Origin of the sequence: Blautia sp. HCP28S3_G10 (assembly GCF_052065235.1) — a bacterium.
Taxonomy (GTDB): Bacteria; Bacillota; Clostridia; order Lachnospirales; family Lachnospiraceae; genus Blautia_A.
The window spans coordinates 21426-34031 of the sequence record NZ_JBQHUL010000004.1; the positions used below are offsets into that span (position 1 = coordinate 21426).

Here is a 12606-nt window from a genome sequence, read left to right on the forward strand (position 1 = left end):
CCTGCATTTCTGTCAGTGTCTGTTTTTTATATATGTATTTATCTCAAAAAACTATTCAGTACCATTCCTGCCACTATAATCAAAATGCCCACTAACCCCGTTCCTGCAGGCATTGCATCTCCAAGAAAAAGAATACCTCCAATCAGTGTAAAAATCACTTCCCCTGACTGCGTAGCTTCTATAATGGCCAGATGTTTCGGATTATTTTTTACCATATTAGTTGCTTCAAAAAATAAAATTGTTGCGATCACTCCCATAATCGGCAGCATAAAAATAAACCGAAAAGCAGCGCTCCACAACCAGTATCCGCCATCCAGGTTCATGCTTCTGTTGAAAATAAATGTAAAAGCAAAAAACAATGATGCCAGCAAACCATAAGCCAATGCACGTCTCATCTCTCGTCCCCAATCAAATATCAAATTTTTTCCCCATGTTCTCCAGGTGTCACTTCGTAACAGAATCTGCTTCCAAGACAGTAATCCTTTCCTATATATACCGGGGCATCTCCTGAATAGATCAGAGTTTCCATTATAAATACCGGTTCCGAGGGCGCTACACCAAAAATCTTTGCCATACGACTTCCAGCCTTTTCTACAGAAAGAACATTTCTGTTTTTTTTGTTTTCAAAAGTCAGATCCACTTTCATTCTTTCTTTTATAATGGAATAAACTGACTTTTCAAGATCTTCCCACAAAAGAAATCCATATTTTTTATAAGAAAAGAACATATGCTCCAATGATACGGGTTCATTATCAGCAAATCTTAACCTTTCAATGTGAACTACTTTGTCGTCCGCTTCCAGTTGCAGGCTTTTACGATAGCTGTTTTTTCCTTCAACCACTTCTTTTTTGAGGACCTGCGTTCCAGGCACCAGGCCTGCACCTGCACAGCTCTGGGTAAAACTTGCTCGATGGAAAATAATTTTTTTGATCCTTGGTTTGGAAACAAAAGTGCCTATTCCCTGCTTTTTCTCCAGATATCCTTCATCTACCAGAAGCGCCAGGGCATTACGTACAGTAACACGACTTACTTCATAGATTTTCATTAATTCAGTTTCCGATGGAACTCTGGTATTTTCCTTCCATTCTTTCTGTTCTATCTTCAGTTTTATTGCTTCTTTTACCTGTTCGTATAACGGTATTGTTGAATTCTGGTTCAGCATATTGTTCCCTTTCTTTCAGCATTTTCCTTCAGAAACATAAAAAGGGGGAACACGTCCCCCCTTTGAATATCCAATTCCTTTTATTTAATATGGGAATTTCCACATATATCTTCTGGTGGTCAGTGGATGTTTTCTTGCATCTGCAATGAGATTATTAAAGACACCGATCACATTATTATAAAACATTGGTTCAAGATATTCAGCCAGCTCACCCAGTTCATTGATTCCATACTGAGATGCATCAAGTACAAAAATGCGGTTGTTAAATTTTTTGATGAAATCAAGTGCTCTGTCATCCAGCGGACGTGTGTGACCACAGGATTTCATCATAAGAAATGCTGTATTTTTGTCTGTAATTTCAAATGGACCATGGAAAAATTCACCGGAATGGATAACACTTGCATTAATCCACTGCATCTCCATAAAGATACAGATTGCTTCCTGATGTGCCGGTCCCCAGCAGGCGCCGCTACCCATTGTATAGATTACAGAATCATCTTTAAATTCCCATGCCCATTTAATAGCATCAGGAACTACATCTTTCTTTGCCTGTACTACAATATCGTTTAATTTTGCCAGTGCCTGCACCATTTCATCGTATTTTTCGTATCCTTCTTCTTTGTTAAGAATTTCCAGTGCAAGCTTAAATCCGTAAGAAACCTTCTGATTTTCCACAACAGATTCCGGACCGAACTCATACTGGATCACATACTGTGCAGTATCAGCAAGAGGAGACGGTACCTGGAAAGTAAGACCTACCGTTGCAGCTCCTAACTCATTAGCCACAGCTGTTGCTTTTACAGTTTCGGCAGTATTCCCCCTCTGAGATGCTGTAATAACCACTGTGTCCTTGCCTATCTCTTTAGGTGTTGCATGAACAAATTCATTTGCATTCATGTATCCTACTTTGATTTTCTTTGTCTCTTCACTGAGGAAATATTTAGCAGGGAAAAATCCACTTAAAGATCCTCCACAGCCTACAAAATACACTGTATTAATTTCCTGTTTTTCAACAATTTCAGATATAATCTTTCTTACTTTCTCCACGCTTCATACCCTCCTGATATACTCTTGTTATTCTTTACAATTATCATCCGGATGTTTTGATGAGTTAATATTAACATGTATTATAACGTATGTCAACAATATTTTATACATCATATTACATATTATTATCTTTACTTTGCGTACATCATGCTATAAGATAATAGTTAATGACAGGGTAATAATTCCCGACTGCAATTTTATCAATATACATTGGAGGTAGGCAAACATGTCAAAAAAAATTCTAATTATAAATACGGGGGGAACCCTTTCTTCAGTAAAAGGCACTAACGGACTCATACCAGGAATGAGCAGTAACGATATGCTTGAAGAACTCCGTATGGTTTCCAAAAACCTGGAACTGGAAACAGAGGATTTCTGTTCTCTGGACAGTGCCAATATAGGCCCCGCTGACTGGGCAGGACTGGCAGAACTGATCAGTCAGAAAAGCTATGATTACCATGGTATCGTAGTTATCCACGGAACAGATACTATGGCATATACTTCTTCCATGTTATCATTTATGCTTCAGAATATTTCCATACCTGTGGTTATCACAGGCAGCCAGCTTTCTATCGCCAATCCTGTTGCCGATGCACTGGAAAACTGTCGCTGCGGAATTCATATGGCCGCAAGCGGTTATCCTGGTATTTTTGTTGCTTTTAACCGAAAAGTAATGCTGGGCTGCCGGGCCTCCAAGGTCCGGACTATGAGTTTTGATGCTTTTGAAAGTATCAACTATCCATACGTTGGCGAAATAAGCTCTTTAGGTTTAAGAGTATTTAAAAACAATCTTGTAGAAAAAAAAGGAATTTTTCAGCCCCAGACAGCCTATTCTGATAATGTGGCACTTCTGAAGCTTTACCCCGGAATCAAACCGGACATTCTGGATATTCTCTGTGACAGAGGCTGCCGTGGTGTCTTTATAGAAGGTTTCGGTCTTGGCGGAATGCCTTTCGTAAATAATGATTTTATAGGCAAGGTAGGCGAAGTTATCGAGAAAGGAATGCTGGTTCTTGCAGGAAGCCAGTGCCGATACGAAGGAAGTAACCTGTCTGTATATGAGACTGGTCGCCTGGCACTTGAAAAAGGAGTAATCCAGGCATACGATATGACCACAGAAGCAGCAATGGCTAAACTAATGTGGGTTCTTGGCCAGACTGATAATCTTCGTGAAATTAAAGAATATTTCTCAGTAGACATTGCCGGAGAAATTTGTATTGACATATCTTCAAATTCATCATATAATGTATGCATACAACATACGAATTAATTATATCAAGGAGGTACGTATACCATGACACCAAAACAGATTATTGAAGCTATCAAAGCAGAACGCCCGGAAATCAACACCTTATTTTTTGTTGGATGTGGTGCATCATCTGCTGAACAGTATCCTGCACAGTATTTTATGGACTGTAATGCAAGAAAAATCCGTACAAGCTTCTACACAGCAAACGAATTCAACTATGCAACTCCTGTTTCCCTTGATGAAACAGCAATTGTAATCGCATGCTCCCTTGGTGGAACAACACCGGAAACTGTAGCAGCTGCCAAACTCTCCCAGGAAAAAGGAGCAAAAGTAATCGCTGTTACACATGATGGAAATTCACCTCTTGCAAAAAATGCAGATTATGTTATCGTTCATGGATTCGAAAAAGACTATGCAGCTAAACTTGAAAAAATGAACAACATCCTGATGCTTGCTGTTGAAGTTCTGAATCAGTATGAAGGATATGATCACTATGAAGACATGGTAAAAGGTTCTGAGAACATCTATGCAGCAATCGAAGATGCTGTATCCTATTCTCTCACACCTGCAAAAGCATTTGCAGAAGCATACAAGGATTCACCTGTCATCTATGTTATGAGTTCCGGTGCAACCCAGAAAGTTGCTTATTCTTTCTCCATCTGCCTGCTTATGGAAATGCAGTGGATCAACTCCGGTTCCTTCCATGATGGCGAATTCTTCCATGGACCATTCGAAATTGTAGAAAAAGATGTTCCGTTCCTTCTTCTTATGAATGACGGCAGAACCCGTAAAATGGATTCCAGAGCGCTGGATTTCCTTAACAGATTCGATGCAAAAACAACAGTTATCGATGCAAAAGATTTTGGCCTCAGCAATTTCGTTCCATCTTCAGTTGCTGAATACTTCAGCCCGATGGTTATCACAGGCGTTCTCAGAGTATACGCAGAACAGCTGTCAATCGTTCGTGATCATCCACTGAGCCAGAGAAGATATATGTGGAAACTGGAATACTAATCTTCCCCTTATTCAGATGAACAGAAAAAGTACAGCAGCCATTAAATTGGCTGCTGTATATTTTTTCGGTTTTTATATACGGAAATACTGTCAAACCCTGTTTCTTTAAGCATCTGGTATACTCTGTCAAATCCATAGCCTATTCTTTCAGGTCTGTGTGAATCAGATCCTACAGTGATAATCCTGCCCCCAAGTTCTTTGTACATTCTCAATATTTCCAGCCCAGGCATTGTATCTTCCAGAATACCGCCCATGCAGGCTGTATTTATCTCAATTCCTTTTCCCCTTCTGATCACGTTTTCCAGGACTTTTTTAATTGTTGGCTGATACTCTTCATAAAGATCTGGAAGGTTCTGCTTTGCGCAGTGTTTCTTGAAATAATCCATATGTGCCAGGCAGTCAAAATCCCCTTCTTCAGAAAGCTTCAGAAGATGGTAATAATAAGCATCTCCGATACTTCTGGCGTTCTTTTCTGTTACGATCAGATGCGTCAGATCAATATTTTCCAACTTGTGAACAGATCCAAGCACAAAATCAAAAGGATATCTCCGGACCGTTTTATTACACTCCGGACTGATGTCAAGCTGTCCAAATTCCATGCCGCTTTTTATGGATAAACGACCTTCAAATTTCTTTCTGCACTCTTCCAGTGTATCAAAATATTTTTCCACATATCTCTCGTTAAACCAGGGCCTTACCACCCCATTTACATAGAATTCATAATGATCTGTAAAAGCAATCTCCCTCATTCCATTCTCCAGGGCAGATTCACACATCGCCTCCATTGAGAAATGTGCATCCGGAGAAATTTCACTGTGCATATGATAATCATATAAAATTTTCATTTCACGACCAGCCTCTTTCTTATATTCTTTTTTAACTATTCCGCATCTTTACAGATGCAAACACAAAACGGACCAACAGAAAAACCGTCGGTACATCACCGACGGTTTCCATTTTTTAATATAGAACGATCAACCTTTAACAGCTCCTGCTGTAAGACCACGAACAAACTGTTTGGACATACACAGGAACAAAATGATCATTGGCAGCGATGCAATAATAATACCTGCAAGCATTGTAACATAATCTGCACGAAGGTCACCCTTAAATGTCATAAGACCAATCGGGATTGTCATCAGCTTTTTACTTTCAAGAAATACATTTGCAAACAGGAATTCATTCCATACATGGTTCAGACAAACAATTGCGCAGGAAGCAAAAATAGGCTTGCTGATTGGCACAATAATTTTTGTAAAAATCTGAAGACTGTTATATCCATCTACTACTGCTGCTTCTTCCAATTCTTTTGGAATAGAAATGAAATAAGATCTCATCAGAAATACTGTAAATGGAATACGGAAGGCAATATAAGGAAGAATAACTGCCCAGTATGTATTGTACAGATGAACGGCTTTAAGCATTTTGTACAGTGGAACCAGTGCCACCTGTTCTGATAAAGCCATACCACCAAGAACTACCAGGAATATAATCCCACTTCCTTTTGCTTTAAAACGTGTAAGACCATAAGCAAGGAAAGATGAGAATATAAGAATTCCAATAAGTGAAGATCCACTGACGATCAGAGAGTTACCAAAATACTTATAAAGTCCCTGATTCCATGCATTTACCCAGTTCTTGAACTGAGGTACAGCCGGCAGAGCAAGTGAATCTCTGAAAAGTTCCTGATTTGTCTTGAGTGAGTTTAATATCATCCATGCCATGGGAAGTAAAATGATCAGTGCAAGGATAACAAAAAATGCATTCATTAAAATTTTTAGAATTGTATTTTTTTTCATTTTTATGCCTCCTTTATTATACTTCACCTGATCTGGTAACCTTCAGCTGAATAATAGAAAGTACCATAGTAATTACGAAGATAAATACACCGGTCACAGCTGCCATACCCAGATCATCATGCAGGAACGCATTCTGATACAGGAACAAGCCAAGCACCTGCGTACTGTTTCCAGGTCCACCAGCGGTTGTAGAATAAACTTCTGTGAACAGTTTAAATGCACCAATAACAGTAATAATAGAACATACAAGTAACTGTTCTTTTGCCAGAGGAAGCACTACGCTGATCGCTCTGCGCACAGGTCCTGCTCCATCAATAGAAGCTGCCTCAATATAATCCGCTGACACGTTCTGGAATGCCACAACCATTAACAATGTAATATAACCGGTATACTGCCACTGGCTCATTGCAATGATACAATAGATTGCGATCTTGGAATCTCCCAGCCAGGACTGTGTCATGCTCGTAAGCCCCAGTGCCTTGAAAGCGGAATTAAGAAGACCAAGATTAGGTTCATAAATAAATGTGAACATCAGACCGACAGCTGTAAGAGAAATCAGTGCCGGAACATAATAGATGTTACGAAAAGCATTACGAAATCTGCTGCTGGCCAGTTTACTTTCGAGCAACAAAGCAATTACAGTACCAAACCCAACCTGCACGATCAGTGAAATCACACAGTATAACAGGTTGTTTCGAAGCATAATACCTAATGATTCATTGTGAAAAAATCTTATATAATTGTCCAGTCCGACAAACTTCATTCCAGCTGAATAAGATGATAATCTAAAAAAGCTGTAAACACAATTGGCTATAACCGGAATGTACACAAACACCAGAACCATCGCACAGCCAGGTAACATATATAAATAAGGAGTCGTTTTCTTTGTTCTCATAATGTACGCACCAGCTTTCTAAATACTAATTTCGGATTTTTTCAAAGAAAAAGCGGGCTTCCTACGGACAGGAGCCCGCTTTTTCTTATTTTATGTTATCAAATTTCTTTTAATCTAAGTTATTCTTCAGATTCACCGGAGGCTGCCAGTTTCTGTGCTTCTTTCGCTTTCGCCTGGATCTTGGTCATAGCCTCTTCCGGAGTAATATCACCGTTTGTAAGATCTGAAACATCTGTCAGATACTCATCACATAATGTGGAATACAGAGCGTTGTCGAACCATGGTCCCATTTTTTCTGCAGATGTAATTACATCATATGCATCAAGGAGAGACTGATTTTCAACTCCATCAGTTGTGCCTTTGGAAGCATTAAACCATCCGATTGTCTGTGCCTGTTCTGTACCAACATCTTTTCCAAGGAACCATTTCAGGAATTCAACACATTCATCCGGGTACTCTGTCTTGGAAGAAACAACAAAGCCTTCCGGAACACCTGTAAGAATGTTCGGGTTACCGGCACCTTCAATTTCAGGGAATTTAAACATACCGAAATTCAGATCTGGATTAATACCTGTATCTGGGTTGTTAATATAAGGAATCTCAATTACTTCAGCATAATACATTGCTCCATTACCCATGCAGAAGTTTGTACGAGCCATATCTGCTGCAATACCGTTGCTGTTTTCGTTGAAGTATGGGATCAGCTGCTCATAGTATTCCAGAGCTTCCTGATATCCAGGATCTGTAAATTCACCCGTTGTAGGTGTATAGTCTTTTGCTCTTACTTCATCACTAACAGTCATCTGGTTGATTGTTCCAATGTAATGGGAAGACGGCCATTTTTCCTGGTTACCATAAGCAATTGGAGTAAGTCCTGCATCCTGCAGTTTCTTGCAAGCCTCAATCAGTTCATCAAATGTAGTTGGTACTTCTACACCTGCTTCTTCAAACTGATCAATGTTGTAGAAGAACAGTTTTGCATCAAGACGGAACGGAATTCCATAAACCATGCCATCATCCAGAGTGTAGTTAACCATCTGTGATTCCATAAGTGAATCTTTCCACTCCTGATCAGCATCAAGATATGGAGTAAGATCCAGAATTAAATCTTCACGAATAAAACGCTCTGTAAATTCTCCACACCAGCTAAAGAAAATATCCGGGCAGTCATCTCCGCCAACCACTACTTTCAGTTTTTCTTTGTACGGGTCATTCTGAGCACTTTCTACAACAATATCAATGTCCGGATGCTCTTCTTCGTACTGAGCAATTTTGTCTTCGATAAAGCTGTTAAATGGCTCATCTGGGAATCTGTGGAAGAATTTGATTGTTTTCTTCTCTGCTGCTGATACAGTTGTGCAGGTTGCACCGGTTGCCATTGATGCAACCATGGCTGTTGCGAGTAATACGCTAAAAAGTCTCTTTTTCATTGTGTAACCTCCTTGGTTAAATTATACGTTTATATCAAAAGCCATGCTTTTAATATTCTCTGATATTGACCCGACAATTATTTTCTGTGTCAGGTTTCTTTATTTAATCAAATTTTTTACCGTATCCGAAAGAACCGTCTCTCTGACAGTTTCCTGCTGCAAATACAGCAGCTCTGTACAGACAGGTTTTTATCAGTGCGTCCTGATATTCTTCTTTCGTGGTAATTCCTCTGTGTCCTGCCTTTTCAGGAAAATCCACACAGTCTTTCATTCCACTTATATAGTTGATCAGGAAACTTGTAATGAAGGAATCTCCTGCTGCCATAGTATCGACTGCCTCTACCAGATAAGGTGACTGCTCATAGAGTTTACCGTCAATCCTGAGGAATGCTCCTTTGGAACCTCTGGTTGCCATAACAACATGTTTACAGCCGTATTCTTCGATACGTTTCATTTCCTCAATTATTTCGTCTTTTGGCATATCACCACAGGAAATTGCAGCCATATCAATGTACGGGCAGACCTTTTTCAGATATTCCTCATCATATCTGTTTGAAAAATCAAATGATACAAATCCGGAAGCTTTGCGGATCTGAGGAAGTGATTCTTCCACATAGCTGAAAATACTTGTATGACACACATCATACTCTGCAATATAATCCAGCTCTATATCGGTAAGAAAATCTATCGGATATTCTTTGCTTACTCCGCCCTGATTGGAACCGATAAATACGCGGTCACCATCATCAAGTCTTACCTCTGCATAGCCATTCTCACCATGATAGAATCTGCAGTGTGAAACATCAATTCCCATATCTGAGACTGTTTTATAAACATGTTTCGCTGCCTCGTCATCTCCAAACACGCCCAAATATCCAACTTCAATTCCGGATAACCTGGCCAGTACTGCAATATTAAGAGCATTTCCACCTGGATACATGGTTTTAATATGCATATACTTGTCTACTACGTTATCTCCAAGTCCAAGAACCTTTATCATTCCAGCTCCTCCTGTTCAACGTTCATAACATATCTTGTATATACATTATATAACGTTATATATATGGTTTCAACTACTTTTTCGCCTTGTATGTGTTTTTTGTCTATTTACAAAATTATTCGCATGTTTTTTTGTGCATTGTGCATAATTATTCTTATAAAACATGTATTGACGAAGATTCTTCATCGAGAACAATCCTTGTCTTTTTGGCATTATTCTTTAAATTTTTAACAAAAAAAGTATGTTGCATCATATAGTACCACATAATACAACATACTTTAACTGTATATTTTATTTCAAAACTTTATACAGCGCATTCACGCTCTGCTGCACGGATTGTGTCGGATCCATATAATATCTGCCATCCGTAATTTCCAGAGACAGATACCCTTTATAATGATATCTGGAAAACTCCTCCAGGTATCCCTGCATATCCAGTATTCCATCCCCCCATGCGAGATGTCCTCTGGGTGCTCCGTCAATAAAATGGACATGCACAAGCCGTTCACCAAGTGCCTGCAGATAATCAGCCGGTCGCTCTCCTGCCAGTGCCATTGGAATTGTATCGATCATTCCTCCAACACTGTCGTGTTTCAGTTCAGCCAGCATCTGCGTCAGCGTAGGCAGATTGTATACCAGATTACTTTCATCTCTGCGCAGCACTTCCAGAGCAAGGGTAATACCATGTATCTTCGCCAGTTCTGCCAGATCATAAATTCCATCTCTGGCCCACTTCCACGCTTCTTCATGATTGCTCTCATCGAAAAATCCATATCCTGTTGTTATCAGCATTTTATCTGTACCAAGTTCAGACGCAGCCCTTATATTATCTTCAAAGAATTTCAGGCTTCTTCTTCTTGCTGCCTCTGATGGTGCTGCGAGATTCACAGGATATACACACTGTTCCGGAGTAAGACATACCAGCTTCAGTCCCCTGCTTTCAATCTGATGGCGTACCTCTTTCACTTCCTGGTAAGTCATGTCTTCTATATTAAAAAAAGGCATAGCTCCCCACAGTTCTATATTAGATACTTCATTACCGACCGCATCGTCCAGAAATTTATCCAGCGAAAAATATCTGTACTGGATATTCATCACAGAAAGCTGTGATTTTTGGATTGTTATCATATTTTTTCCCACTTCACACGTTCAGCTGAACTTATAAAAGTAAGATCATAATACAGAGGATTTATAATACTTTTGCAACTGTGGATCACTTCTCCATGTGCATCCAGACATAAATCTTTCATCATAAGGAGGGCGTCATTTTCTTTTACATTAAGTAACTCCGCTTCTTCTTTTGTTGCATAACATATGGTAATCTTTCTTTTGCCTGCAACCACATAAACCCCATGCTGCTCCAGTATCTCATAAAGAGAACCATCCAGATTAGCGCCAAGAAGAAATGCATATTTCTGAGAAAAATGATTCATTTCCAGAACTGTCGGTGTTCCATCACAAAAACGGAGACGACGCACCCTGATAACCATTTCTCCCTCTTCCAGATTCAGATTTCTCTGATCCACGCCAGAAGCCTCTGAAAGATCTGCTGATAAAAGTCTGCTGCTGGGAACCTTGCCGTCCCGACGGCAACTCTCCGTAAATCCCATAAAAATACTTGCATCTCTTATCAGCTTCTTGTCAGCTACAAAAGTTCCTATTCCCTGTTTTTTGATCAGGATTCCCTCTTCTACCAAAACCTCAATTGCTTTTCTTACTGTAATCCGGCTGATATCATATTCTTTACTGAATTCACCTTCAGTCATCAACCGGTCTCCGGGTTTCAGTTCACCTGCCTGTATGCTTTCTTTAATTTCGTTTATAAGCTGTTGATACAATGCAACACTGGAATCTTTTTTCAACTTTTTCATAAAAAACTCACTTTCATATCTCATGATGTATTAAGTCCAATTATACAAGTAATTAATACAAATATAACATACAATGATTCCAGTGTGCAAGGATATTTAATGTTACCTGTGAACAGTAACTATTTAATTAGTAGTCAAGTCTTCTGTAATATCTTCTGATTGCAAGTGGATGACGGCGATTATGTTCCAGATGTGTAGATACTCTCTGGAATGCACTTCTCATAACGATTGGTGACAAGATACCTCTGAATTCATCACTGATTCCCTGAAGTTCAAAATCTTTTGAATCAAATACTGTAACATTTGCACTGATCGTATTCACAAATTTTTCCACACGATCCATTTCCGGTCTGGTTTTGTCTTCTCCCTTGATCAGAATCACCGGAATATCTCTTTCGATCACTTCCAGAGTTCCATGGAAGAAGTTTGCAGCTGAAATCGGTCTTGTGCGCATCCACTGCATTTCTTCCATAATACACATACCATAGCAGGTAGCCCAGTCTTCCAGGTTTCCTGAACCTACCAGATAAGTCAGTGGTGAATCACAATATTTGTCTGCAAATTCTTTTGCTTTTTCATCAGATTTTTTATAAATGTTTACAACATTTTCCGGCATATTAACAATTTCTTTCATGAACTGGTCATATTTCGGGAACTGTCCTGCATTAGCCATAAAGCGAAGAGTTACTGTATACCAGAAATAATATTCACCGCCAACAGTACTGATCACATAATCACATTTTTCATACAGCGGGCTTCCTTCTTTTTCTACATATCCAATTACTTTCGCACCTACTTCATGGGCTTTATCTACTGCCGCCACTACTTCTTTTGTATCTCCGGAGATAGATGCAATGGCAACAATAGAATCTTTTCCAAAATGAGGATTACCAACCCAGTTAAAATCAGCTGCATTTTCAAGAATCAGCGGAATTGTAGATCCTGCATCTTTTACAATGTGTTCCATCTGTCCTGCATAAAGGATAGTTCCTCCGATTCCGATATAAAAGATATTTTTGAATCCTTCTTTACAGATCTGGTCTACTACTTCCTGTGTCTTTGCAATGATGCCAACTCCGTTTTCATGTTCTTTTCTGACTGCCTCTTCATTAAAGTTAAACATTGTTCAATCCTCCTAC

General features: G+C 39.3%; 13 protein-coding genes. 2 read left to right on the plus strand and 11 right to left on the minus strand.

Annotated features, from left to right (window positions below; genetic code table 11):
* Positions 1 to 38: 38 nt before the first annotated feature.
* The 3 genes from ACTNB8_RS03180 to ACTNB8_RS03190 form a co-directional block, all read right to left on the minus strand.
* Complete coding sequence (locus tag ACTNB8_RS03180; protein ID WP_441052235.1) at positions 39 to 395, minus strand: multidrug resistance efflux transporter family protein; 357 nt, start codon at positions 393 to 395, stop codon at positions 39 to 41.
* Positions 396 to 415: 20 nt separating this feature from the next.
* Positions 416 to 1162, minus strand: coding sequence for a GntR family transcriptional regulator (locus tag ACTNB8_RS03185; RefSeq protein ID WP_441052237.1), 747 nt, complete (start codon positions 1160 to 1162; stop codon positions 416 to 418).
* Between the two features lie 84 nt (positions 1163 to 1246).
* A complete protein-coding gene (locus tag ACTNB8_RS03190) occupies positions 1247 to 2209 on the minus strand; it encodes an SIS domain-containing protein (RefSeq protein ID WP_441052239.1) in 963 nt (320 codons plus the stop codon).
* A gap of 226 nt (positions 2210 to 2435) precedes the next feature.
* Between ACTNB8_RS03190 and ACTNB8_RS03195 the strand changes: the two genes are divergently transcribed.
* Both ACTNB8_RS03195 and ACTNB8_RS03200 read left to right on the plus strand, forming a co-directional pair.
* Positions 2436 to 3479, plus strand: coding sequence for an asparaginase (locus ACTNB8_RS03195; protein ID WP_441052241.1), 1044 nt, complete (start codon positions 2436 to 2438; stop codon positions 3477 to 3479).
* 24 nt (positions 3480 to 3503) lie between these two features.
* On the plus strand, positions 3504 to 4472 hold the full coding sequence (locus ACTNB8_RS03200; RefSeq protein WP_118041408.1) for an SIS domain-containing protein: 969 nt from the start codon (positions 3504 to 3506) through the stop codon (positions 4470 to 4472).
* Between the two features lie 41 nt (positions 4473 to 4513).
* Here the strand turns inward: ACTNB8_RS03200 and ACTNB8_RS03205 are convergent, their stop codons facing one another.
* The 8 genes from ACTNB8_RS03205 to ACTNB8_RS03240 all read right to left on the minus strand — a co-directional run bounded on the left by ACTNB8_RS03205 (position 4514) and on the right by ACTNB8_RS03240 (position 12590).
* Complete coding sequence (locus tag ACTNB8_RS03205) at positions 4514 to 5317, minus strand: histidinol-phosphatase HisJ family protein (RefSeq protein ID WP_441052243.1); 804 nt, start codon at positions 5315 to 5317, stop codon at positions 4514 to 4516.
* 129 nt (positions 5318 to 5446) lie between these two features.
* Positions 5447 to 6271: a carbohydrate ABC transporter permease gene (locus ACTNB8_RS03210; protein ID WP_441052245.1), complete on the minus strand. Its 825-nt coding sequence runs from the start codon at positions 6269 to 6271 to the stop codon at positions 5447 to 5449.
* 16 nt (positions 6272 to 6287) lie between these two features.
* Positions 6288 to 7166, minus strand: a complete 879-nt coding sequence (locus tag ACTNB8_RS03215; RefSeq protein WP_441052247.1) for a carbohydrate ABC transporter permease — start codon at positions 7164 to 7166, stop codon at positions 6288 to 6290.
* A 119-nt stretch (positions 7167 to 7285) separates the two neighbouring features.
* Positions 7286 to 8596, minus strand: a complete 1311-nt coding sequence (locus tag ACTNB8_RS03220) for an ABC transporter substrate-binding protein (protein ID WP_441052249.1) — start codon at positions 8594 to 8596, stop codon at positions 7286 to 7288.
* Positions 8597 to 8699: 103 nt separating this feature from the next.
* Entirely contained in the window at positions 8700 to 9596 is an 897-nt protein-coding gene (locus ACTNB8_RS03225; RefSeq protein ID WP_441052251.1) for a PfkB family carbohydrate kinase, read from the minus strand.
* Between the two features lie 291 nt (positions 9597 to 9887).
* Positions 9888 to 10724 carry a sugar phosphate isomerase/epimerase family protein gene (locus tag ACTNB8_RS03230; RefSeq protein ID WP_441052252.1) on the minus strand — a complete coding sequence of 279 codons (837 nt, stop codon included), beginning with the start codon at positions 10722 to 10724 and terminating at the stop codon, positions 9888 to 9890.
* Positions 10721 to 11467, minus strand: coding sequence for a GntR family transcriptional regulator (locus ACTNB8_RS03235; protein WP_441052254.1), 747 nt, complete (start codon positions 11465 to 11467; stop codon positions 10721 to 10723). The genes ACTNB8_RS03230 and ACTNB8_RS03235 overlap by 4 nt, the downstream gene beginning before the upstream one ends.
* A 127-nt stretch (positions 11468 to 11594) precedes the next feature.
* Positions 11595 to 12590 carry an SIS domain-containing protein gene (locus ACTNB8_RS03240; protein WP_441052256.1) on the minus strand — a complete coding sequence of 332 codons (996 nt, stop codon included), beginning with the start codon at positions 12588 to 12590 and terminating at the stop codon, positions 11595 to 11597.
* Between the last annotated feature and the right edge of the window lie 16 nt (positions 12591 to 12606).

Bases quoted from the DNA above. Each gene is read 5' to 3' on its own strand.
- ACTNB8_RS03205 (WP_441052243.1), bottom strand. From the start codon at position 5,317: ATGAAAATTTTATATGATTATCATATGCACAGTGAAATTTCTCCGGAT.
- ACTNB8_RS03200 (WP_118041408.1), top strand. From the start codon at position 3,504: ATGACACCAAAACAGATTATTGAAGCTATCAAAGCAGAACGCCCGGAA.
- ACTNB8_RS03195 (WP_441052241.1), top strand. From the start codon at position 2,436: ATGTCAAAAAAAATTCTAATTATAAATACGGGGGGAACCCTTTCTTCA.
- ACTNB8_RS03215 (WP_441052247.1), bottom strand. From the start codon at position 7,166: ATGAGAACAAAGAAAACGACTCCTTATTTATATATGTTACCTGGCTGT.
- ACTNB8_RS03210 (WP_441052245.1), bottom strand. From the start codon at position 6,271: ATGAAAAAAAATACAATTCTAAAAATTTTAATGAATGCATTTTTTGTT.
- ACTNB8_RS03230 (WP_441052252.1), bottom strand. From the start codon at position 10,724: ATGATAACAATCCAAAAATCACAGCTTTCTGTGATGAATATCCAGTAC.
- ACTNB8_RS03225 (WP_441052251.1), bottom strand. From the start codon at position 9,596: ATGATAAAGGTTCTTGGACTTGGAGATAACGTAGTAGACAAGTATATG.
- ACTNB8_RS03185 (WP_441052237.1), bottom strand. From the start codon at position 1,162: ATGCTGAACCAGAATTCAACAATACCGTTATACGAACAGGTAAAAGAA.
- ACTNB8_RS03240 (WP_441052256.1), bottom strand. From the start codon at position 12,590: ATGTTTAACTTTAATGAAGAGGCAGTCAGAAAAGAACATGAAAACGGA.
- ACTNB8_RS03235 (WP_441052254.1), bottom strand. From the start codon at position 11,467: ATGAAAAAGTTGAAAAAAGATTCCAGTGTTGCATTGTATCAACAGCTT.
- ACTNB8_RS03220 (WP_441052249.1), bottom strand. From the start codon at position 8,596: ATGAAAAAGAGACTTTTTAGCGTATTACTCGCAACAGCCATGGTTGCA.
- ACTNB8_RS03180 (WP_441052235.1), bottom strand. From the start codon at position 395: ATGAGACGTGCATTGGCTTATGGTTTGCTGGCATCATTGTTTTTTGCT.